Annotated in this window: 18 protein-coding genes; 4 read left to right on the plus strand and 14 right to left on the minus strand. The window is 70.3% G+C overall.

What is annotated here, in order from left to right; genetic code table 11:
- Positions 1 to 13 precede the first annotated feature (13 nt).
- From OG898_RS32180 to aroA, 12 genes are all read right to left on the minus strand, one after another.
- Entirely contained in the window at positions 14 to 361 is a 348-nt protein-coding gene (locus OG898_RS32180; RefSeq protein WP_250738420.1) for a hypothetical protein, read from the minus strand.
- Positions 354 to 2,276, minus strand: a complete 1,923-nt coding sequence (locus tag OG898_RS32185; protein WP_250738422.1) for an ABC transporter ATP-binding protein — start codon at positions 2,274 to 2,276, stop codon at positions 354 to 356. Before OG898_RS32185 ends, OG898_RS32180 begins: the two co-directional genes overlap by 8 nt.
- On the minus strand, positions 2,273 to 3,964 hold the full coding sequence (locus OG898_RS32190) for an ABC transporter ATP-binding protein (RefSeq protein ID WP_250738423.1): 1,692 nt from the start codon (positions 3,962 to 3,964) through the stop codon (positions 2,273 to 2,275). The genes OG898_RS32185 and OG898_RS32190 overlap by 4 nt, the downstream gene beginning before the upstream one ends.
- A gap of 309 nt (positions 3,965 to 4,273) precedes the next feature.
- Positions 4,274 to 5,521: an acetyl-CoA carboxylase biotin carboxylase subunit family protein gene (locus tag OG898_RS32195; protein WP_266961737.1), complete on the minus strand. Its 1,248-nt coding sequence runs from the start codon at positions 5,519 to 5,521 to the stop codon at positions 4,274 to 4,276.
- Between the two features lie 11 nt (positions 5,522 to 5,532).
- Entirely contained in the window at positions 5,533 to 6,711 is a 1,179-nt protein-coding gene (locus OG898_RS32200; protein ID WP_250738428.1) for an acetyl-CoA carboxylase biotin carboxylase subunit family protein, read from the minus strand.
- Positions 6,711 to 7,844, minus strand: a complete 1,134-nt coding sequence (locus OG898_RS32205; protein ID WP_266961739.1) for a GNAT family N-acetyltransferase — start codon at positions 7,842 to 7,844, stop codon at positions 6,711 to 6,713. The genes OG898_RS32200 and OG898_RS32205 overlap by 1 nt, the downstream gene beginning before the upstream one ends.
- Before the next feature lie 10 nt (positions 7,845 to 7,854).
- On the minus strand, positions 7,855 to 9,129 hold the full coding sequence (locus OG898_RS32210) for an acetyl-CoA carboxylase biotin carboxylase subunit family protein (protein ID WP_266961741.1): 1,275 nt from the start codon (positions 9,127 to 9,129) through the stop codon (positions 7,855 to 7,857).
- Positions 9,130 to 9,175: 46 nt separating this feature from the next.
- Positions 9,176 to 9,526 carry a carboxymuconolactone decarboxylase family protein gene (locus OG898_RS32215; protein WP_250738433.1) on the minus strand — a complete coding sequence of 117 codons (351 nt, stop codon included), beginning with the start codon at positions 9,524 to 9,526 and terminating at the stop codon, positions 9,176 to 9,178.
- Positions 9,527 to 9,567: 41 nt separating this feature from the next.
- Entirely contained in the window at positions 9,568 to 10,794 is a 1,227-nt protein-coding gene (locus OG898_RS32220) for a M28 family metallopeptidase (protein WP_250738435.1), read from the minus strand.
- Between the two features lie 16 nt (positions 10,795 to 10,810).
- The gene (locus tag OG898_RS32225; RefSeq protein WP_266961743.1) at positions 10,811 to 10,990 is read right to left on the minus strand and encodes a hypothetical protein; all 180 of its coding nucleotides are present in this window, start codon (positions 10,988 to 10,990) and stop codon (positions 10,811 to 10,813) included.
- A gap of 139 nt (positions 10,991 to 11,129) precedes the next feature.
- Positions 11,130 to 11,855: a hypothetical protein gene (locus OG898_RS32230; RefSeq protein ID WP_250738439.1), complete on the minus strand. Its 726-nt coding sequence runs from the start codon at positions 11,853 to 11,855 to the stop codon at positions 11,130 to 11,132.
- Positions 11,856 to 11,935: 80 nt separating this feature from the next.
- Positions 11,936 to 13,261 (minus strand): 3-phosphoshikimate 1-carboxyvinyltransferase, encoded by a 1,326-nt coding sequence (gene aroA, locus OG898_RS32235; RefSeq protein WP_266961746.1) that lies wholly within the window; start codon positions 13,259 to 13,261, stop codon positions 11,936 to 11,938.
- A gap of 216 nt (positions 13,262 to 13,477) precedes the next feature.
- On the opposite strand from aroA, the gene OG898_RS32240 reads away from it, so the two are divergent.
- Positions 13,478 to 14,557 (plus strand): helix-turn-helix transcriptional regulator, encoded by a 1,080-nt coding sequence (locus OG898_RS32240; RefSeq protein ID WP_250738448.1) that lies wholly within the window; start codon positions 13,478 to 13,480, stop codon positions 14,555 to 14,557.
- Between the two features lie 21 nt (positions 14,558 to 14,578).
- Here OG898_RS32240 and OG898_RS32245 read toward each other — a convergent pair whose 3' ends face one another.
- Both OG898_RS32245 and OG898_RS32250 read right to left on the minus strand, forming a co-directional pair.
- Positions 14,579 to 14,947, minus strand: coding sequence for a helix-turn-helix transcriptional regulator (locus OG898_RS32245; RefSeq protein ID WP_250738449.1), 369 nt, complete (start codon positions 14,945 to 14,947; stop codon positions 14,579 to 14,581).
- A gap of 181 nt (positions 14,948 to 15,128) precedes the next feature.
- The gene (locus OG898_RS32250) at positions 15,129 to 17,642 is read right to left on the minus strand and encodes a molybdopterin-dependent oxidoreductase (RefSeq protein ID WP_266961748.1); all 2,514 of its coding nucleotides are present in this window, start codon (positions 17,640 to 17,642) and stop codon (positions 15,129 to 15,131) included.
- Positions 17,643 to 17,893: 251 nt separating this feature from the next.
- Between OG898_RS32250 and OG898_RS32255 the strand changes: the two genes are divergently transcribed.
- The 3 genes from OG898_RS32255 to OG898_RS32265 all read left to right on the plus strand — a co-directional run bounded on the left by OG898_RS32255 (position 17,894) and on the right by OG898_RS32265 (position 21,131).
- Entirely contained in the window at positions 17,894 to 18,538 is a 645-nt protein-coding gene (locus tag OG898_RS32255; protein WP_266961750.1) for a hypothetical protein, read from the plus strand.
- A gap of 124 nt (positions 18,539 to 18,662) precedes the next feature.
- Complete coding sequence (locus tag OG898_RS32260) at positions 18,663 to 19,403, plus strand: YcnI family protein (protein WP_266961752.1); 741 nt, start codon at positions 18,663 to 18,665, stop codon at positions 19,401 to 19,403.
- 18 nt (positions 19,404 to 19,421) lie between these two features.
- A complete protein-coding gene (locus OG898_RS32265; RefSeq protein ID WP_266961754.1) occupies positions 19,422 to 21,131 on the plus strand; it encodes a copper resistance protein CopC in 1,710 nt (569 codons plus the stop codon).
- Positions 21,132 to 21,148: the final 17 nt, after the last annotated feature.

A 21,148-nucleotide genomic window follows, 5' to 3' on the forward strand; every position in this document is an offset into this window, starting at 1 on the left:
CGGGTGGTGGGGGTCAGCCGCAGCAGGACTTCTTCGCCGGCTGCGCCGCGGCGGGCGCGTCGGTCTTCGCCGCCGTCTCGGTCTTCGCGGCCGCATCGGCCGCCGCGGCCTCGGGCTTGGGGCCGCAGCAGGAGGACTTCTTCGGGGCCTCGGCCGCGTCGGCCGCGGGCTTCGGGCCGCAGCAGGACGACGCCTTCGGCGCGTGGACGTGGACGGCCGGTGCGGCCTTCTCCGCCTGCTCGGCCTTGTCGGCGGCCGGCTTGGGGCCGCAGCAGGACGATGCCTTCGGGGCCTCGACGGGCGCGGCCGGCGTCTGCTGGGCGGCGTCCCAGAACATGCTTCCGAGGTTCGTGTCAGACATGGTTGACGTCCTTTCCAGTGGTGTTCTTGTGGGTGCGGCCCTCCTGGGCCTGGCACAGTTCGGTGAGTCGGCCGCCCGCGGTGAGCAGCTCGACGGGGCGCCCGGATTCGACGATGCGTCCGTCCTCCAGGACGAAGACCTGGTCGAGGTCCTCGACGAGGGTCAGCCAGTGGGCGACGACGATCGCCGTACGGCCTTCGAGGAGGCGGCGGATCGCGGCGAAGACGATGCGCTGCCGGTCGGGGTCGACGCTGGAGATGGCCTCGTCCAGGACGATGACGCGGGGGTCCGCGAGCATGGCCCGGGCCAGGGCGATGATCTGCCGTTCGCCCACCGAGAGGCGCGAGCCGCGTTCGCCGACCCGGGTCTGGAACCCGTTGCGCAGGTCGGAGATGACCTCGTACGCCCCTACCGCCCGGGCCGCCTCCACGACCTGCTCCTCGGTGGCCTCGGGCCGGCCGAAGAGGATGTTCTCGGCGACGGTGCCGTCGAAGAGCTGGGCCTCCTGCGTGACCAGGAGCACCTGGGAACGGACGGAGGAGCTGCTCATGTCGGTGAGGTCGTGTCCGTCGATGCGGACGGTGCCGCTCGTCGGTGTGTAGAGCCGGACCAGCAGCTGCATCAGGGTGCTCTTGCCGGCGCCGCTCGTGCCCACGATCCCGATGTGCTGGCCGGGCTCGGCGCGCAGGGTGATCCCGTGGAGGACCTCGGGTCCGTCGGCGCCGTAGGCGAAGGTGACGTCCTCGATGGCGACGGCTCCCTCGACCGGCGGCAGGGTGCCGGAGCCGCCCTGCTCTTCCTCCAGGTCGAGCACGTCGAGGATGCGGGCCGCGGAGGCGGCCATGTCGGACGACTGGCCGATCATGCCGGCGAGGTCCCGTACGGGGTTGAGCATGCGCTTGACGAAGAGCGCGAAGGCCGCGAGGGTACCGGCGGCCAGGGCCGTGCCCGAGGCCATGCCCATGGACGCCATCATGGTGTCGGTGCCCAGGAGCATCCACGTCATCGGCATCATGCCGGAGGCCATGTCGAAGAAGAATCCGGAACCAAGCTGGTGTCCGTTGATGATCTGCAGGCCGCCGAAGAAGATCAGCAGGGCCAGGGCGAGGAACACGCTGAAGCCCAGGTGCGACGTGAGCCAGAGCCGCTTGCGGGAGAGCCGGTTGTGGACCGTGCTGTACTCCTCGGAGCGCCCGCGCAGATCGGCGAGGACCGCCTCTTCCTGGCCGAAGGAGCGGATGTCCTCCAGGCCGTCGATCCGCTGGTTCATGTAGCCGACCATCTGGTCCCAGCCCTCGCGCTGTGCGTGGGTGTCGGGTCGCAGGCGCACGGTCCACTTGACCGAGATCCACGTCATCAGGGGGATGATGACGAGGGTGGGCAGGGCCACGGCGGGGCTGAGGGCCAGCAGGAAGACGGCGAAGGCGATGAACCAGATGACGCTGTTGGTGACTTCCATCAGGGTCTTCGTCAGGAAGCCCCTGAACCGGTTGGCCTCGAAGAGGACCCTGGTGACCCACTCGCCGCTGGCCTGGGACACGTGCCGCGAGAGCTGCACGTTGTGCAGGCGGGCCACGAGGTCGTTGCGGATCGTCACCGTCAGGCGCTCGTTGACCCGGATCATCGCCGAGTTGTAGGTGATGCGGATGACGTTCTCGACGACCGTCAGCAGGACGAGGTTGAGCGCCGTCGACCGGACGGCTTCCATGTCGCCGATGACGATGTGCCCGATGCCGGCCATCACCGTGTACATGACCGCGATGGTGGCGATGGTGTTCACGACGGCCATGGCCGTGGCGACACTGAGCCAGAACCAGTGGGGTTTCAGGTAGGGAAGGAACCGCCGGACGGCTCGCAGGAGCGTCCGCCAGGTCTCCTTGCCGTCCAGGACTTCCGCGGGCGCGGTGGTGGTCATGATTCCTTTCCTCCCTCGAGGGTGGTCGCGCCGGCGAGCGTGGCCGTGGCGTCCACCGATGACTCCCGGGAGGCGAGGCTGACGGTGCGGTCGACGTAGCTGCTGACCGCGGCCTGCTGCGAGGCGATGATCAGGGTGCGGCCCCGGCGGACTCGCAGGACGGTCTCCAGGAGTTCGGCCTCGGTCTCGGCGTCCAGGTTCGCCGTGGGGTTGTCGAGCAGCAGGATCTCGGGGTCCACGAGCAGGACGCGGGCGAGGCCGATGCGCTGGCGCTCCCCCGCCGACAGGTCGAGGGTGCTCGCTCCGAAGCGGCGGTCGAGCGGTATGTGGGAGAGTCCGGCGGCCTCGACGGCGTCGGCCGTCTCCGCGCGGGTGGCCTCGGGGCGGGCGAAGCGGACGTTGTCCTCGAGGGTTCCCTCGAAGATCCACTGTCGCTGCGGCAGGCAGACGATGCGCCGGCGCAGGGCGCTCGGTGCGTACGAGCGGGCGTCTGCGCCGTCGTACGTGACGGTGCCGGAGTCCGGGTCGCGCAGGCGGGCCAGTACGTGCAGGAGGGTGGACTTGCCGCTGCCGGTGGGACCGGTCAGGGCGACGGTCTCGCCCGCCTTCACGTGGAAGTCGACCTTGTCCAGGATCCGTCGGCCGGCGATGTCCACCTCGATGCCGGTGGCGTGGAGCGCGCCCAGCGTCGGGATCTCCTCGCTGCCCTCACGGGTGCTGAGGACGGAGGGGGCGTCGATGATGCGCAGCAGACGCTGCGCGGTCACCACGCTGCGGAACGCCCCGTTGGTGTGCATGGCGAGCATGTGGATGCTCATCTGGAACATCATGACCAGCGCGACGACGGCGACGAGGTCACCCACGGTGCTGGTGCCGGCAAGGACCGCGTTGCCTCCGGCCCACAGGGCGATCGGGGTCGGGAGACCGCCGATGACGTTGAGGGCGGCTTCCCAGCGGCTGTACGTGCGCTTCATCTGGCCGTCGCGGGCCGAGTGCGCCTCGTTGACCTTGTTCAGGCGGTCCGACGCGTCCGTCTCGCGGCCGTACGACTTGACCACGTTGATGTTGGCGAGGGACTCGCCGACGCCGGCGAGCAGCTTGGTGAACTGGCCCTTGAGTTCGATGAAGGCCCGCTGCAGGCGCAGTTGGACCGTGAAGTTCCCGATGGCCACGAAGACCAGGGGGATGAGGGCCAGCAGGGTCGTCCGGGCGTCGATGATCAGCGCCGTGATCAGCATGGCGAGCGTGACCAGCACCTGGTTGAGCAGCTCCAGGAGACCGCCGTTGGTCAGTCCGCGGACGGCGACCGCGTCGGAGATGAGCCGGGTGAGCGCCCGGCCGCCGGAGGCTTCCGCCACGTCGGCGGGGCCCAGGTGCACGAGCTTGCGGAAGAGGTCCTCCCGCAGGTCGTTGACTGCCTTGCTGGCTACCGAGAACCGCATGCGCTTGCCGTAGTGCAGCAGGGCCGTGGTGACCACACCGGCGGCGAGTACGCCCAGCGATGTGGTGAGCAGGCTGCCGGACTCTCCGCCCAGGACTCCGATGTCGATGGCGGACCGCATCAGGAGCGGCACGGCTATGTTGCCGAGGAGGCCGAGGAACATGACCACCGTGGCGGTGATGATCTCGCGGCGGTAGCGCAGCGGGTAGCCATAGATGAAGCGCAGGGCACGAAGCGATTCGTTCAACGTCGACCCCCCTCTGGGTGTCGTGGGTTGATGGTGGGAGCGGGCCGCACTCCGACGGAGCGCGGCCCGCCGTGTGCCCCTGAGGGGCTACTCGGAGGGCTAGTCGCAGCAAGCGCAGGCGCAGCCGCACTCCTGGCCGTCCTCGGCGACGTCCTCGACACCGCTGCTCTCGCAGCAGCCGGATCCGATCATGTCCTCAGCCATGGGTTCCTCCTCTCCACGCTTGTTGATTCGATACTTTCAAAAGTATCGAATCACGTGATCTGGTTGACCGTCAACAGGTGTTGCAGAAGCCCCAGTTGTCAGTTGTCAGCAGCAGCTGGTGTGCGCACGATCCACGGCGGCGGCAGCCGCCGTGTCGTCGACCAGCCGGACCGCGAGCTGCTCCATGACCTTGGCGTAGTCGCGCTCCAGCTGCTCTGCGCTCTCGCCGGCCAGCACGATGCGCCCGAAGGCTCCGCCCCGCGGATGCTCCACGGGCAGGACCGCGTCACCCGGTGCGACGTCGAACTCGACGAACGGCGGCGATACGGACTCCAGGCCGGTCAGCGAACCGACGGCCTGCGCGTTGTAGTCGATGCGCCCGCCCACGTCGAAGACGATGCTGCGGTACAGCCCGAATCCGAACTTGGCGGCCCGGGGCTCCGCATGGCGTCCGAGAGCGGCCTCGGTGGCGATGAGGCTGGGCTCGTAGCCGGTGGTGGACCGGATCATCTCGACGGCCTGCCCGCCGGGAACCCTGGGGTTGATCTCGCCGGCACGCCAGCCGTCGGAGGTGAGGGTGAACTGGAGGGCCGCGACCCAGTCGTCCAGTCCGACGGCCGCCAGGACGCGGTCCGCGAGCTCGTCGAGCTCCGCCCGTCGCACCTCGTCGAGCCGGCTGGGGAAGTACCCGCCGACCTTCACGAAGGTCGGCGGTGGCCCGACCTCGCCCTCGACGACCCAGACGACCTGGGTCCGCCCCCCGATCCGGGCGGCGAACACTCCGAACTCGGGTCCCGTCACGTACTCCTCGATGAGGGCCGAGTCCCGTCCGGCGGCCAGGATGTCGCCCACCGCCCCCTCCACCTCGCCCCGGGTCTCGCAGTACTTGAGGCCGGCGGCGCTGGAGGCGTCGCGCGGCTTCACCACGACGGGAAGCCCGAGTTCCTGGGCGGCCTCGCCGCCTTCCAGGATTCCGCCGACCACCCGGTTACGGGGCACGGGGACATCGGCGGCCGCAAGGAGCCGATGGGTCTCGGCCTTGTCGATGCAGGCGCGGGCGGCCTGCTCGGTGATGCCGTGTTCGAGCTTCAACTCGGCGCGCAGACGCCCTGCGAGGGGCACGAGGCGTTCGACTCCGGTGACGACGGCGTCGATGGGCTGGTCCGCGTGAGCCGCGGCCACCAGGGCCGTCACCTCGTCCCAGTCACCGAAGTCGACCTCCAGCGGGTAGTCGGCGAGCATCACCTGCTCGATCGACATGTTCTCTTCGGCGAACACGACGTCGTAGTCGGTCTGTTCCTTCAGCTGCTGTACGGTGCGCTGTCCACTGAGGACGAGGACGCGAGGGGGCACGGAACCATCACCTACTGGTTGTCTGGCTCGACGCGGGGGCCGAGCGATTCGAGGATGGTGCGGTATCTGCTCTCCAGCTCCGCGGGGTCGTCGCCGTAGACCACGATGCGGCCGTAGCTGCCGCCCTGCGGGTCGTCGACGCTCCGGACGCGGTCGCCGGGGTCGACGTCGAGCGTGACCGCGGGAGCGTCGATGCCGTCGAGGTCGTACCAGGCACGGCCGGGCCGGTCGAAGGTCACGCACCGGTACAACACGCGCGTCGCGCCGGGGGTGCTCCGCGTGACCGGGAGCCCGAGTGCGATCTCCGCGGCGGCCCGCGTCAGGTCGATGCCGCTCACGCGCTCGGTCGCGGCCCACAGCTGGCCGCCGGGCGGGCGGGCAGCCACGTTGATGAGGACGGGGCCGTCCTCGGTCAGCCGCACCTGGGTGTGGGAGACGCTGTGGTCGAAGCCGAGTACGGCCAGGGCCTCGGTGACGAACACCGCCAGTTCGTTCTCCACGTCGTGGGAGAGCCCGCTGGGAAAGTCGTAGCCGGTCTCCGCCTGCCGTGGGCCCGGGCCCACGTGCTGCGCCAGGATGCCGACCACTTCGGTCCTTCCGCCGCTGGTGATGCTCTGCACGGCGTACTCGGGTCCTTCGACGGCCCGCTCCACGATGAGCGCGGCAGGACCGAGCACATCGACGGCGTGGGACACCTCCTGGAGGCTCCGGCACAGCATGCTGCCCCGGCCTCCGGATCCGGTCGCCTTCTTGACGACCACGGGCAGGCCCAGCCTCTTCGCGGCAGGCAGCGCGTCCGCCGGATCGGCGGCCGGCAGGTGGTCCGGGACCCGCACTCCCCCACTGGCGAGGGCCGTTCTCATGCGGATCTTGTCGTGACAGGTCAGAGCGGCCCGGAGGTCGAGTCCGCGGACCCCGAGTCGCGCGGCGAGGTAGCTCGCCAGCGGCAGGTGCGCGTCGTAGACGCTGAAGACCGCGTCGAGGGGACGGGCGGCGTGCAGCCGGCGCAGCGCCGCCTCCGCCGCCTGCCAGTCCCCGAGGTCGGTGTCGAGCGGGACGTCGACCTGGCACGCCAGGTCCAGCGGGGTGGGGTCGCCGAGGAGGACCGACCGTACGCCGAGGTCGTTGAGGACATCGACGACGCGGCGGCCGGAGACGCATGCCACGGTGGGGCGCGTATCCGCGTCCATCAGCAGCACCTCTTGCTCATGTCGAGTTGCTCGTCGGGGCCCTGACACCGCTGTTCGAGCCGTTGGCACGCCGCGTGCAGTGCAGCCCTGTCGCCCCGGTCGGAGGTGTTCAGCGCCAGGTGGAGGGGTACGGGGTGGGCGCCCAGCTTGCGCTTCTCCGGCCCGTTGGACCGGCCGAGGTCGATCGACGCCACGTCCCCGGCGACTGCACCGTCCACCAGGCGCGCCGCCATCGCCCGGTACGGGACGAACGAGGACAGCCGCTCCGTGTCGAGCCCCGCCAGCCACATCGACAGCGTCGATCCGAACTGCCAGCCGGCGAAGATCCCCACGGTCTGCCGATCGTCGTCGACGGCCGTGAGGGTGTGCTCGAAGGGTGCCAGCCGGGTCTTCATCGCCTTCAGGAACGCTTCGGGGAGCACGTCGGTGGGAGTGCCCCGGTCCTTCAGGAGGGAGTGGACCAGCCGGACGAGCGTGTCCGCGTCCGCGTCCGCCGCGTTCTCCGCCACCGTGATGCCCCGCCCCGAAACCCGGCGCTCCTTGGCGAGCTTCCGGCGCAGGCGCCCTTCGGCGAAGTTCCAGTACTCGGCCGCCGAGGGAACGTTCGTGGTGCAGCGGTACGAGGTCGTGATGTGCGCCGTGGCGTAGCCGTGCCGCATCAGCAGCCCGATCGGATCACCCGCGGCGGCGTTGGCCACGCCCCAGGTCCGCGCACCGCTTTCCCGGGCTGTCGTCTCCAGCGAGGTCACGAGCGACACGATCGCGTCCTCGTGGCCGGGGACGGCCAGGGGCCCGCCTTCGAGGGCGGCGAGGCTGTGGGCCAGGAGAACGGGACCGTCCAGAGGGAGCCGGGCCAGCTCCGCGAGGTAGGAGAGGCGGGGACACGTGTGCACCAGGAAGCTGGGGCACACGGCCACCAGCCTGTTGTCCTCGTAGGCCAGGAGGTGGCGGGGCTCGAAGCTGCCGGGCGGGGCGTCCTCGAACGCGGCGAGCCACTGCCACGTGTGGAAGATGCTCCCGCCCGCGAGAGCGACGACGCGGTTCCACTCCTCGGCATCGGCCTCGTGGATCGTGGAGAGGACGTCGATCCTGTGCCGCCCCGACGCTCCGAGGGCGGGCTGGGTGAGGGTCATGTGGGCCACCTCAGCAGCACGACTTGAATTCGCGGCTGTCGGTCGCGGCCGGTTCGAGGCCGTCCGTGAACACGACCTGCAGGTTCAAGGCGGCGCGGACGCCCTGCTCGGCGCGGTCGAGCTCCTCGGCGGTCTCGCCGTAGACGACGATGCGCCCGTAGACGCCGCCGTTGGGGTGCTCCTTGGGCTGTACGGTCTCCCCCGGAGCGACCTCGACCTCGACGATGGGACTCGACGGTCCCGGATCGGGCGTGTACTCGTCGTACAGAACGGTGCCGGCCGTGTCGAACACGATGCTCGTGTAGCGGGCGAACGGCACCGTGGGCCCGGCAGCGGCCTGGGGCAGGCCCAGGACCTGGCGCGTGACGGCCTCCGTCATGTCGACGCCGCTGACCGCCGTGGTCATCTCCACCAGCCGGCCGCCGGGACGGCGTGCGTTGACTTCGATGACGCGGAAGCCGTCGGGACCGCGACGGATCTGGGTGTGGCTGATCCAGTCCTTCAGGCCCAAGGCGGCGAGCGCGTCCTGCATCAGCTTCGCGAGCTCGTCGTGGTCCGCGCCCGACAGGCCGCTGGGGTGTTCGTAGCCCAGCTCGACGAAGACCGGCGGGGGCGTCATGTGCTGCCGGAAGACGCTCAGCACGGTGGTGTCGGCGCCATGGGTGATCGTCTGGACGGCGTACTCGGCCCCGTCCACGTACTCCTCGACCAGGACTCCCGGCAGGGGCCCGGGGGGTGCGTCGAGCAGCGCGGCGACCGCCTTGCGCAGGGCCGACTCGTCCGGGCAACAGCGGACGCCGAAAGCACCGGCTCCGTCCCGGGGCTTGACGACGACGGGATACCCGAAGTCGGTTGCCGCGGCTGCCGCTTCGGCCACCGTGTCGGCCCGCGCGAAGCGGGGTACGGGCAGGCCCGCTTCACTCAGCACGGTACGGGTGAGCCACTTGTCACGGCAGTTGGCGGCCGCGGTTTCGTCGAGGCCCGGTGCGCCGGGGGCGAGCCGGCTGTTCAGCCGGGCCATGAGCGGCAGCCGCGGTTCGGTGTGGGTCAGCACGGCCGCGAGGGGCGCGTCGCCCAGTTCCCCGCGTATCGCGTCGGCCACCGCGTCCCCGTCGTCGAGGTCGACGTCGAGATGGGCGTCGGCCCAGGACATGCAGTGCCAGGGCACCTGCTCGTCCACGAGGAGCACGCGGTAGCCCAGGTCTCGTACGACGCCGAGCTCCCGTTCGCTGCGGCCGCCGAGCACGACGACGAAACCGGCACCTGTCTTGGATGGGTCAGTCACTGCCGCGATCCTTCGAGATGAGGGTCGGAATGGATCAAGAGCGCTGCTAGCAGCAGGTGTTGGCCTTCTTGGCCGCGGCGGCGACTGCCTGGACGGCGGGGCGCTGCAGGGAGTCGAGCTTCATGGCCTCGACGATGCCGGCGATCTGCCCGATCTCCTCGTTCTTCAGACCCAGCTTCTTGGCGGCGGCCAGGAAGGAGCGCACGGTCTCCTCGCGGTCCTGCATGAGCGCTGCGCACAGGGCGACCGCCGCACGGGTCTTGGGCTCGAGGGCGTCGTGGTCGAACACGGCGCCGAAGAACTCCTGGTAGCCCTTGGAGAACGTCGCGTGGAGCTCCCCGACGGCGGGGGCGAGCTGGATCAGCTGGGTGGAGACGGACTGCGGGGCCGCGGCCATGGCGAAACTCCTCAAGAAGAAAAGGGGGTGGTGAATGCGGATCAGTTCTGGGTTGCAAGGTGGTGCACGGCGGCCAGCACGAGATGGCCGGCCTTGCGAAGCGCCTCGGGTTCGATCCGGTCCGGGGCGTCGAGGGGCGAGTGGTAGTGCGCGGCCCCGAAGCCGATGCCTGCGGCGGGGAAGCCCGCCGAGGCGTACCGCCGGTTGTCCGACGAGACCGTGCCCGCGTACAGCTGGATCCCCAGGCGTCGTCCCGCGCTGTCGAGCGCGGCGATGACGCCCGTGGGGCTGGGGTCGGCCGGTCCCAGTTCGACCGCGACCTTCCCGTTGTCCTTTCCGGCCATGTCGACGTTGAGGACGTCGGGCACGATGCCCTGCTCGCGCAGACGGCGGGCATGATGGCCGGAACCGATCGTGCCGATCTCCTCGGCGTCGACCAGGGCGAAGACGACCGGCCGGGCCAGAGGAGCCGCTGAGGTCAGCACTCGGGCCACTTCGCACAGCACCGCGGTCCCGCTGGCGTTGTCGCCCGCACAGGGGAAGTGCAGCTCGGGGTCGGCCCCCACACCGTCGTAGTGCGCGGTGAGCAGGATGGGGCGGGCGTCCGGGTCCGCTCCGGGCAGGGTCGCGATGATGTTGGTGCCCGTGGCAGGCTCGCGCACCAGGGGTACGTGTGCGGTGACCGCGCCTCCGATGGAGGCCGCGAGCACGTCAGGGCGAAGAGCGATCACCGGGAGGCTCACCGGGGGCGGGCCTTGGACCCGCTTGGTGAGGTACCCGGAGGCGTCGGCGTTCTGCGCGGTCAGGATCCCGATGGCGCCGCGCGCCACGAGCTCGTCGGCCAGCGCTGCGAAGGCGTCGCCCTGCGGGACTTTGAGCAGGGCGGCCCACTCCCCCGTCCCGGCGGCTTCGGACACGGTGCCCGTCAGCGCCGCCGGCATGGGGCCCGAACGGGGATTCTCCGCGAACTCCGCTCGGTGGACGAGGTCGCGGGTGAATCCCGACCCGTCCACGCGGCAGGAGGGCTGCGCCGCGAGTCTCATCACCTCGCGGATGGGAAAGGTGTCGAGGCCGGGCGACAGGCCGTGGGAAGCCAGCGTCGATGCGAGGAACTCCGTGGCCAGCGCGTGCCCGGCACTGCCCGGCGCACGACCGGACATGTCCGGTGCGCACAGGGCCTGGAGCGTGGTCAGGGCGCGTTCCGTGTCAAAGGCGTCCAGCAGGTGCGTCGCCGTATCGGACTCTTGGCCCTGGGCAGTGTCGGTCATCGCGAAGGCGCCTTCCTCAGCTGTCGCCGGCGGGCTCGCCGCAGCAGCCACCGCTCTGGCCGCCCTGAACCGCTCCGGTCTCGTCGGCGGGCTCGCCGCAACAGCCGCCCTGGGAGACGCCGGCCGTGGCCGTCGGGTCGGTGATGAAGCCGCCGACGGGCTCCTGCTCGGCAGCCTCGGTCGAGTTCGTGGTCATGACCATTGCTCCTCTCTCACGCTTGATTCGAACTCTCTTTACTTACACAAGTATCGAATCAGAGAGATCGTCGTGTCAATGGTCGCGACGACCGCCGACGGTCGACATCTCGCCACAACCAGCCGCTGTTCAGGTGGAGTTACATGACGACGGACGCCGCCGTGGCCGTACGTGGGACACCGGAGCCCGCCCGTTCGGCAACGGCAGCCAGGAAACCCCTGATGAGCGGGTGCAGTTCGTCGGCCGTGGACGACAGCTCGGGCTGGAACAGGCTGCCGATGAAGAACGGATGGCCGGGCAGCTCGATCGCCCGGGGCGCCTTCTCCGCGTCCCAGCCGCTGATGCGGAGGTCGCTGTCGAGGATCGTCTCCTCGTAGTCCGGATTGAGCCCGTACTTGCAGTGATAGGTCTCCACCGTCGACTCGCGCCCCGGGTACACGGAGGCCAGCCGGCTTCCGGCGGCGAGCTCCAGGGGCGCGGTCTCCCCCACGAGCGAGCACGCGAGGGGGACGATCAGCGGCGTCGACGCATCCGCGTCGTACTGGACGTCCTCCGCGTCCTCGATGCCGAGGACGTTGCGGGTGTACTCGATGAGCGCGTGCTGGAAGCCTCCGCAGGTCCCCAGGTAGGGGATGCCCAGCGTGCGCGCCGTACGGATCGCCAGCAGGACGTTCGCCTGGCTCTCGTAGGGCGATCCGGGCACCACCCAGATGCCGTCGTACTCGGCGATGGCCTCGGTCACGGCGGCGCTGGGGATCCAGTCGACGTCGACGCCGAAGCGGGGTGCGACTTCGTCCAGCTTGGCGTGGGCGGGCACGCGGTCACTGCGGTCGCCTACGAGAGCCAGTCTCGGGCGAGGTGTCATCGGGAGATCTCCTGTCCTTGTACGGTCATCGGGTGGCACGCTCGGCGCAATGCCGGCGAGGGGGGACGGGGTTCCCTCGGTCACAAGGTGCTCGTGGTGCCGTCGTGCAGCGAATCCAGCACCCGCCAGAAGGTCGGGAACGACTTGGCGACGCAGCCGGGGTCCGTGATGACGACGCCTTCGGTGCGCAGTCCGGCGATGGCGAAGCACATGGCGATGCGGTGGTCGTCGTAGGTGTCGATGACCGCGCCGTGGGGTGTTCCGCCGGTGATGGTCATCGCGTCGGGGTGCTCCTCGACGGTGATGCCCATCTTGCGCAGCTCGGCGGTGACGGCGGCGATGCGGTCGCACTCCTTGATCCGGAGGCTGGCGATGTTGCTGATGTGCGTGGTGCCCCGGGCGAAGGCGGCGACGACGGCGAGGGTCGGGACGACGTCGGGCATCGCTTCCATGTCGATGTCAATGCCGCGCAGTTCGCCGCCGGTCAGGGTGATGGAGTCGTCGCCGATCTCGGCGGTACAGCCCATGCGGGCCAGTGCGGCCACCAGGCCCACGTCGCCCTGCTTGGACCCCTTGCCGATGCCGGGGATGGTGACCGTACCGCCGAGGACGGCGGCGGCTGCGAGGAAGTACGACATGCCGGAGGCGTCGGGCTCCACGGTGACCGTGCCACCGCGCAGTTTCTGGCCGGCGGCCACGGTGAAGCGGGTGTAGCCCTCCCGCTCCACCACGACCCCCATCTCGGCGAGCGCGGCGATGGTCATCTCGACGTAAGGCTTGGAGACCAGGTCGTCGACGACGTGGACTTCGGTGTCCTGCTCGGCCCGCGTGGCATTGATCAGCAGACTGGAGGTGAACTGCGAGCTCACCGCCCCGCTGATGCGCGTCGCGCCGCCGCGGAAGCTCGGGCCCGTGACCTTGACGGGCGGGCTGCCGTTGCCGCGGACGGCCTCCGCGGTGACCCCCAGAGCGGGCAGCGCGTCGAGGAGCGAGCCCATCGGGCGCTCCTGCATCCGCTTGGTTCCGGTCAGAACCGTGGTGCCCTCGGCGTGTCCCGCCATGGCGATCAGGAGCCGGATCGGGGTACCGGCCGCGCCGACGTACACCTCTTCGGCCGGGGCCCGCATGCTGCGCCCGGTGGGGGTGACCGTGATGCGCTCGGCGGCCGGGTCGATCTCCACCTCGACGTGCCCGAACTGGCGCAGGGCGCCGGCGAGGTACTGGGTGTCGTCGCACACCAGGGCGCCCTCGAGGGTGGTCGGTTCCCCCGACAGGGCGGCGAGTGCGAGGTAGCGGTTGGAGTAGCTCTTGGAGCCGAGGAGCTTGACCCGCTTGTCGAAGGTCTGCAGCGGTCGGATCGTGACACTTTCGGCCTTCAGGCGCGGATCGATCTCGAACGAGCTCAATGCCTTCTCCCCATGATCGTGGCGTCGCAGCGCCGTGGTGACGCCGACGAGCCTGCGGGGCAATCACGGCAGCGGGGAACCTCCTTCGTCGGGCAGTTAGTTGCCGTGCAACATGCTGCCTCGCGTGATCGAAGTTGACTGGATCTGAACCTGACCTGAACACCCTCCGTGTTATCTTGAAGAACTTCGATTCAGCAACACACCCTGGGGGCGCGGATGTTGCAGTCACTGGGATTGGACGAGCTGGCGCACGAGATCTACCGCTTCGCGCTCAGCCGGCAGGGCTGCCGACTGGAGTCCCTGCTGGGCGGCATTCGCGCCCCCGAGGACGCGATACGCCAGAGCGTGGACCGGCTGCTCGAACTCTCCTTGCTCCGCCCCGTGGGCGGCACCCTGGTCCCGGCCCGGCCCCCGCTCACCCTCCGGACGCTGCTGCAGCGGGAACACTCCGAAATCCTGCGCCGCCACCAGGAGTTCGTGGACCTCAAGGCGGCCATGGACCGACTCTCCGAGGAGTTCGAGGACGCCCAGGGGCAGGGTCCGCACGCAGGCTGGGAACGCCTGGTGTCACCCACGGAGATCCACGCACGGATGGAACACCTCGCCGCGAAGACCACCGGCGAGTGCGTGTACCTGCTGCCCTCGGACATGAACGGCACCGAGTCCCTGCAAGCACGGCGCCCGCTCGATCAGGACATGCTGGCGCGGGGTGTCTCCGTCTGGAACATCTACCGCGAGAGCATCTACAACCACCGGGCCGGCCTGGCCTACGCCCGGTGGCTGTCCCGGAGCGGAGGCAAGGTGGGCACGCTCCCGACCGTGCCGCTCTGGTTCGTCGTCTACGACCGCACGACGGCACTGGTCTCGGTCGACCCGGAGGACCCCGCCGCAGGAGCGGTCCAGGTGACGGGAGCCGGCTATCTCGCCTGCCTGGTCGCGTTGTTCGAGCGGCTCTGCGAGAGCATGACGCCGCTGGACGCCCCGACCCAGCCGGAGTTGAGCGAGCCCAGCCCCGTGGAACGAGAGCTCCTGCGCCTCATGGGGCAGGGACTGACCGACGAAGCGGTGTGCAAGAAGCTCGGCGTAGGGCTGCGCACCGTGCGGCGCATGATCGCCGACGTGATGGAACGGCTCGGCGCCCGCAGCAGGTTCGAGGCCGGGGCCAAAGCCGTGGAACTCGGCTGGTACCGCCCGTGCTCCTGCAACGACGACCGGCCCCAGCGGGGCAAGGAGCCGAGGTCCGCCCGGCGCACGCCCGAAACCGAGCCGTCTCCGACGGTCGCCGCCCTTGTTTAGGGCGGTCCGCCCCGAGCCGGGCTAGGACGCGGCCGGAAGGGCGCCCGTGTCGGGAACCGCGAGCATGTCGGAGAGCCTGCCGAGCCGGTCACGGCGGAGGCTGTAGTAGACCCATGTGCCCCGGCGGTCCGAGGTCACCAGACCGGCTTCGCGGAGGATCTTGAGGTGGTACGAGATCGTCGGGGCCGACAGCTCGAAGGGGCTGGTCAGATCGCAGACGCAGACCTCGCCGTCCCCGGGCGTGGACGCGATCATCGACAGCAGGCGCAGCCGGATCGGGTCCCCGAGGGCCTTGAACATTTTGGCCATGTCCGTGGCACGTTCGGCGTCGAGGGGTGCGGCTATGACGGGCGTGCAGCAGGACGACTCGATCACCTCAAGCTGTGACATGTCCCTAGTTTGACAGTTGTCAAATCTTTGCGCAAGGAGTCCCAGGTAGGCTGGTTTTCGCTCTTGCGCGGACGGCGAAAGGTGCCCCGCCTCCGCACGGTGGGGTGTGTCGCGCGGAGGCGGGGCGGGTCGCCCGGCGGGGACGTGGTGCAGAGGAGGATCGCCGGGCGGGCAGGTGGTTTCAGTCCGCGGCCTTCGAGACCCGGCAGGCGAAGCACTTGTACGCCTGCTGCCCGGACAGGTTGTCGTAGTAGCGGTCGTCGGTGAGGGTGTTCGCCGCCTCGTAGCGGACCCCGCCCAACTGCTGGGCCAACTTCTGTGACGGGCCGAAGGTGTTGGGGAGGAACACGGTGTCCTGCCGGATGCCCGGCCAGTAGAGGGCCGTGGCCCTGACGCTGCCGCGCGGGCTCTCGACGACCACCTCGTCGCGGTCGCCGATGCCGAGACGCCGCGCCGTGTCGGGGTGGATCTGCAGGAGCCGGATGCCGTTGAGCTGCGCGCCGCTGGGGGTCCAGTGCGTGACGGAGGCGAAGTGCACGACGCCGGGCCGGCCGCTCATGCCCATGAGCGGGTAGTCCCGGTGGACGGCCCCGTCACCCTTCACCCCGAGCTTCACGGGGTGGGTGAGGGCCTGCGGGTTGATCGGGCTGACGACGAAGCGGTCCTCGTACGCGATCGTGGGGTGGGCGCCCGTCACCTCGGGGTGGGTGTAGAAGCCGGGGAGCGCGGCGTGCCCGGCGGTGGCGAGCTGCTTGTCGAGTTCCCCGGTGTAGATCTCGATCTTCCCGCTCGGGGTCAGGAAGCGCCGCCCCTTCGCGGCGCCGAGCGACTCGGCGGCCTCGTACCAGGACGGGTGGTCCTGGTACAGCGCGCTGACACCGGGATGCTCCGCCGTGGGACACGGCCAGCGCAGGGGCTCGGTGCGCTTCTGCATCCGCCGCCTGGTCATTCCTCCCATGCCGGGGGTGTGCTTGACGAACTCCGCCCACAGCGTGGGGTAGTCCTTCCAGGCCACGGGGAAGGCGTCGGTCCAGTAGGCGGGTGCGTTGCGGCGGTCGTGACGCGCCAGGGCGTGGGCGAGATCGATCCAGATCTCCCAGTCCGGCTTCGCATCACCGCACCGGTCCACGGCCGCCTCCTGCCAGCGGATGGCCCGGTCGTCGCGCCGCATGTAGACGCCGTCGTACTCCAGGGCCGAGCTGACGGGGAGGATCACGTCCGCGTAGAAGGCGGCTTCCTCCATGAACAGGCCCGTGTAGACGTAGAACTCGAGCTTGCCGAACGCCTCCTTGACCCGTTCCGTGTTGGCCGAGGAGATCAGGGGGTTGCCCTGGGTGATGATCGCCTTCAGGCGGTACGGCTTGCCGGTGAGGATCGACTCGGCGAAGTAGTCCGGGCCGACCGGCAGCGCGTGGGTCACCTTGGGGGTGCGCACCGAGAGTTCGGGCAGGTGCAGATCGCCGGGCCAGGTGTTGTGCATGAAGTTGCACCCGGCGCCGAGCTTGCCGATGTTGCCCGTGACGGCGGCGAGGAAGGTCAGGACCCGGTAGGTGTCGAAGGCTCCGAGCTGGTGCGAGATGCCGGCGTTGCAGAAGATGGCCGCGGACTCGGCCCCGGCGTAGTCGCGCGCGATGCGCCGGATGGTCTCGGCCGGCACCCCGGTGACCGAGGACGCCCAGTCGGGCGTGTAGCCCGAGGCCGCCATGTGGGCCTTGAGTTCCGGGAAGCCGAGGACCCAGCGCTCGACGAACTCCCGGTCGTACAGCCTCTTGTCGAGGATGTGGTGGAGCATCCCCAGGACGAGGGCCAGGTCGGTGTGCGGCTTGGGCGCGACCCACTCGTCGGCGAGGGCGCCGGTCGGGGTCTCCCGGGGGTCGACGACGACGAGCTTGGCCTTCGTACGCGCGCGCCCGCGCAGCAGGTAGTCGAAGGTGACGGGGTGGGTTTCCGCCTGGTTGGTCCCGAGGAAGAGGAAGTATCCGGCCGAGCCGAGGTCGTCCTTGCCGGTGGCGCCGTCCGTGCCGTACCCGTTGGTGAAGTTCCCCATGCCGAAGGTGGCCTTGAGCGCGTTGCCGCCCGCGTCGTTGCACACGGGCCCGACGTCCGTGTTGTTCGGGCTGCCGAGCAGGGCGAAGAGCCGGCCGACCAGGGAGCCGGTGCCGCGCGGGAGGCGCCCGTTGGTGCGATTGGCGATGGCCGCGGCCTCACCGCCGTCCCGCAGGGCGAGGAGCCGCCGGGCGATCACGTCGAGTGCCTCCTCCCAGGAGGCCTCGCGGAAGGCGGAGTCCTTGGACCCCTTGCGGCCGCCCGTCCGGATCAGCGGTTTCTTCAGCCGCAGCGGGTTGTGGACCAGCTCGGCCATCATCGGCGCCTTGACGCAGATGTTCCCCTGCTGAACCGGGTCTCCGGCAGCGCCCTTGACGCTGATGATGCGCTCGGCCTTCACGCCCACGGAGAGCGCGCAGTTCGAGTTGCAGAACTGGCAGGCACTGGTGACGGTCCGATCCGGCTGCATCGCCGCCGAGCCCTCGGTGTAGTTCAACAGACGACCCTCGCCGACGGTGTTCCGGACGGTACTCGAGGCGGATCCGTCGGCTGCTGCGGCCGACGGGATGTTCACGGCCAGGGCCGCGCTGGTGAGCACGGCGCCCTGGACCAGGTTCCGCCTGGAGACCTGCTTGTTGCTGTCTGGCACGTCCGACTCCCCCTGTGATGGATCAGGCGCGGTGAGCCTAGGGGGACCGACACCCGGTGTCTAGATATTCATCTAATCAAGGCGCTACAGTGAGCCCGCCGTCGACCGGATCCGCATCGACTGGCCTCGTGAACACGCTGATTGACGCACCGTCGGCTCCCGTCCGACTGCCGTCACGCACTCTCCCGCGCACCCGAGAGGGGGTGAAGATGGACTCCTCCGCATACCCGCGACCGCTCCGTGGATCGTGGTTGATCCGCGCCTTCGTGTTCGCCTGGGTCGCCGTCCTGCTGTCGGCGTTCGGCCACAGCCTGGCGACCGGCACGACCCCCTCGGCCGGCACCCTGGCCGCAGGGGCGGCAGCGTCGTCGCTCCTCTTCGCGCCCCTCGCACGGCAACGGCTGTCGGTGCCCCTGAGCGCGGGGACGCTGTCGGTCCTCCAGATCGGGCTGCACCTGTTCTTCTCGGGCACCGGGGCCTTGGGCACCGGGGCTTCGGGCACCGGGGCTCCGAGCCCGATGCCCCACTCCATGCCCGGCACCGCGCACATGGACATGGCGGGCGCGCCCGCCTGGGGCGCGTTCGCACCGACGGTCCCCATGGCCTGCGGCCACATCGCGGCATCGGCGGGCATCGCGTGGGTGCTCCACCGCGGGGACACCGCGGCGGGGCGGATCCTCGAACTCGCCCACCTGCACGCGGCCCGGACGGTCTCCACCCTGCTGCAGGCGCTCCGGATCCGCCTCGGGACCGGGCAGTGCTGCCTTCCGGACGTGGTGACCGGGTTCGGGTGTGCTCCGCGCAGGCGTGACCCCGAAGCGGCCGGATCGATGCCGCTCCTGCTGCACGAGGTGACCCGTCGCGGCCCGCCCCAGGGGACGGCCGTACTCGTCTGACGCCGCCCGGCCGGCGCGTCGACCGCGTACGGGACTCTCACGCCACCCCGTGTCTTCTCCCCTTCATGCACCGGCCGTTCGCCGTCCGGTTCGTGCGGGGGTCCGTCCCCCTGGAGTCATTCCCATGCGTACGTTCTCCCGCCTCGGCTTCGTCGCCGCTACGGCAGCGGCCGGTCTCATCGCACTGGCGACGCCCGCCCTCGCCCACGTCTCCGTACAAGCGGAGGGCACTGCCGCCAAGGGCGGCTACGCCACCGTGAACGTCAAGGTCCCCAACGAGCGGGCCGACGCCTCGACGGTCTCGGTCGAGGTGTCGTTCCCCACCGAACACCCCCTGGCCTCGGTCATGCCCCAGCCGGTGGCCGGCTGGGACATCGTGGTGACCAAGGCCAAGCTGGACAAGCCGCTGACCGTCCACGGCAAGAGCATCACCGAAGCCGTCAGCAAGGTGACCTGGACCGCCAACGGCAAGGGCATAGAGCCCGGCTACTTCCAGAAGTTCCCGCTGTCCCTCGGGAAGCTGCCGGAGGACACGGACCAGATCGTCCTCAAGGCCCTTCAGACCTACAGCAGCTCGGAGGTGGTGCGGTGGATCGACCCTCCGGTCGCGGGGCAGGAGCCGGAGCACCCGGCTCCCGTGCTGAAGCTGTCCGCTGCGGCCGACGACCACCACGGTGCGGCAGCAGCCACGAACGCGCCCTCGGCCGAGCCCGCCAAGAGCGGGGGCCACGACGACAAGGGCACCACGGCATCCGCCGAGGCTGATGACAGCACGGCACGGTGGCTCGGCGGTCTGGGGATTGCCGTCGGCGCGGCGGGACTCGTCGCGGCCGTGCTCGTCGGGCGCCGGCGCGGCAACGCCTGATCCGGCGGAGGTCGTTCGATGACGGTCACCACTTCCCGGGTCTGTTCCTGGATCGTTGCCCTGGTGGCGGGCTTGTGCCTGATGGTGGGAGGCGCGTCGCAGGCGGACGCGCACGCCGTTCTCACGGGCAGCACGCCGGCCCGGGGAGCGGTGACCGCCGAGCCGCCCTCCCGGGTGACGCTCGTCTTCACCGAAGAGATCGCCGTGACCTCCGATGCCCTGCGGGTCCTCGACCCGCAGGGGCGGAGGGTGGACGATGCCCACCCCGTGGCCGAGGGCGGCAACACGTACGCCGTGGCGCTGCGCGGTGAGTTGCCGCACGGGACCTACACCGTGGCCTACCAAGGGGTCTCCGCCGACAGTCATCCCATCGCGGGAGCCTTCACCTTCTCCGTGGGTGCGCCGTCGGCGACGGCGGTGGCCCCGAGCCTGGGCACGCGTGATCCCGACGCCGGGTTCGTCGGCCGGGCCTACGCGGCAGGCAGGCTCGGCGCGTACATCGGCGTGATCCTGCTGATAGGTGCGGCCTGCCTGCTCCTGTGGTGCTGGCCCGAGGGGCGGGAGAACCGCCTGCTGCGCGGCGCGCTGGTGGCCGGCTGGGGGACGACCGTCCTCTGCACGCTCGCTCTCCTGGTACTCCGTAGCGCCTACACGGGCAGCGGCCGGGTGGCGGAGACCGCCGACGTCGCGCAGCTGGGCGATGCCCTCCGTACGAAGACGGGCGCGCTGCTCGGCGTGCGCCTGGCGCTGCTGGCCGGATGCGCCGCCCTGTGGGCGCCTCGGGGTACGTCATGGCCCGCCGGCCGACGGCCGTCCGGAGCACTGCTCGGCCGGGCCGCCCTGACGGCTGCCGGCCTCGCGGGGACCTGGGCCGGTGCGGAGCACGCCTCGGCGGGTCTGCAGCCCCTCGTGGCCGTGCCGGTCGATGCCGTACACCTGCTGGCCGCCGGTACGTGGGTCGGCGGGCTGTTCGTGCTGGCACTCCTCCTCCTGCGGCGCACGGATCTTCCGGCCGGCGCCCTCGAGCGCTTCTCGCAGGTGGCCTTCGTCAGCGTCTGCGTCCTCGTCGTCACCGGGCTCTACCAGACCTGGCGACAGGTGGGTTCGCCGTCCGCCCTGCTGGAAACCCGGTTCGGTCTGCTGCTCGCGGCCAAGGCGGCCGTCGTGGCAGTGCTGCTGTGCCTGGGCTACCTCTCGCGGCGCTTGACGCGGCGGATCGCACAGGCGACTCCCGAGGGTCCCGGCACGCCCGTGCGACGGCTTCGCCGAGGGGTGGCCGCCGAGGCCGCGCTCGGCCTGTGCGTGATCGTCGTGGCCGCCGTACTCACGTCGACGGAGCCCGCGCGATCGGAGGCTTCGGCAGCCGTTGCGGCCTCCCGTCCGGAAGGCCCGGTGAGCATCGAGATCCCGTTCGATACGGGAGGGCCCCAGGGTGCGGGTACCGCCGCCGTCATCCTCGACCCCGGGCGGGCGGGGCCCAACGGCGTCCACGTCACCCTGACGGATCCGGCTGACGCGCCTCTGGACGTCCCGGCGGTGGAGGTGTCCTTGACCTCGCCGTCCACCAGGATCGGCCCGCTTCCCGTACCGCTGGCCAGGGTGTCGGAAGGCCATTGGACGGTCGCCGGTTTCCAGGTGCCGATGCCCGGCGACTGGGAACTGACCCTGACCGTGCGGACCTCGGACATCGATCAGATCACCGTGCGCCGTACGGTCGGGCTGCGGTGAACCGAGGAGTGGACGCA

This window comes from Streptomyces sp. NBC_00193 (assembly GCF_026342735.1).
Taxonomy (GTDB): Bacteria; Actinomycetota; Actinomycetes; order Streptomycetales; family Streptomycetaceae; genus Streptomyces; species Streptomyces stoeckheimensis.

What these genes read in the sequence shown, in the direction of transcription:
- OG898_RS32245 (WP_250738449.1), bottom strand. Translation starts at nt 14,947, where the DNA reads ATGTCACAGCTTGAGGTGATCGAGTCGTCCTGCTGCACGCCCGTCATA.
- OG898_RS32185 (WP_250738422.1), bottom strand. Translation starts at nt 2,276, where the DNA reads ATGACCACCACCGCGCCCGCGGAAGTCCTGGACGGCAAGGAGACCTGG.
- OG898_RS32260 (WP_266961752.1), top strand. Translation starts at nt 18,663, where the DNA reads ATGCGTACGTTCTCCCGCCTCGGCTTCGTCGCCGCTACGGCAGCGGCC.
- OG898_RS32215 (WP_250738433.1), bottom strand. Translation starts at nt 9,526, where the DNA reads ATGGCCGCGGCCCCGCAGTCCGTCTCCACCCAGCTGATCCAGCTCGCC.
- OG898_RS32180 (WP_250738420.1), bottom strand. Translation starts at nt 361, where the DNA reads ATGTCTGACACGAACCTCGGAAGCATGTTCTGGGACGCCGCCCAGCAG.
- OG898_RS32205 (WP_266961739.1), bottom strand. Translation starts at nt 7,844, where the DNA reads ATGACCCTCACCCAGCCCGCCCTCGGAGCGTCGGGGCGGCACAGGATC.
- OG898_RS32240 (WP_250738448.1), top strand. Translation starts at nt 13,478, where the DNA reads ATGTTGCAGTCACTGGGATTGGACGAGCTGGCGCACGAGATCTACCGC.
- OG898_RS32200 (WP_250738428.1), bottom strand. Translation starts at nt 6,711, where the DNA reads ATGGACGCGGATACGCGCCCCACCGTGGCATGCGTCTCCGGCCGCCGC.
- OG898_RS32225 (WP_266961743.1), bottom strand. Translation starts at nt 10,990, where the DNA reads ATGACCACGAACTCGACCGAGGCTGCCGAGCAGGAGCCCGTCGGCGGC.
- OG898_RS32265 (WP_266961754.1), top strand. Translation starts at nt 19,422, where the DNA reads ATGACGGTCACCACTTCCCGGGTCTGTTCCTGGATCGTTGCCCTGGTG.
- OG898_RS32230 (WP_250738439.1), bottom strand. Translation starts at nt 11,855, where the DNA reads ATGACACCTCGCCCGAGACTGGCTCTCGTAGGCGACCGCAGTGACCGC.
- OG898_RS32220 (WP_250738435.1), bottom strand. Translation starts at nt 10,794, where the DNA reads ATGACCGACACTGCCCAGGGCCAAGAGTCCGATACGGCGACGCACCTG.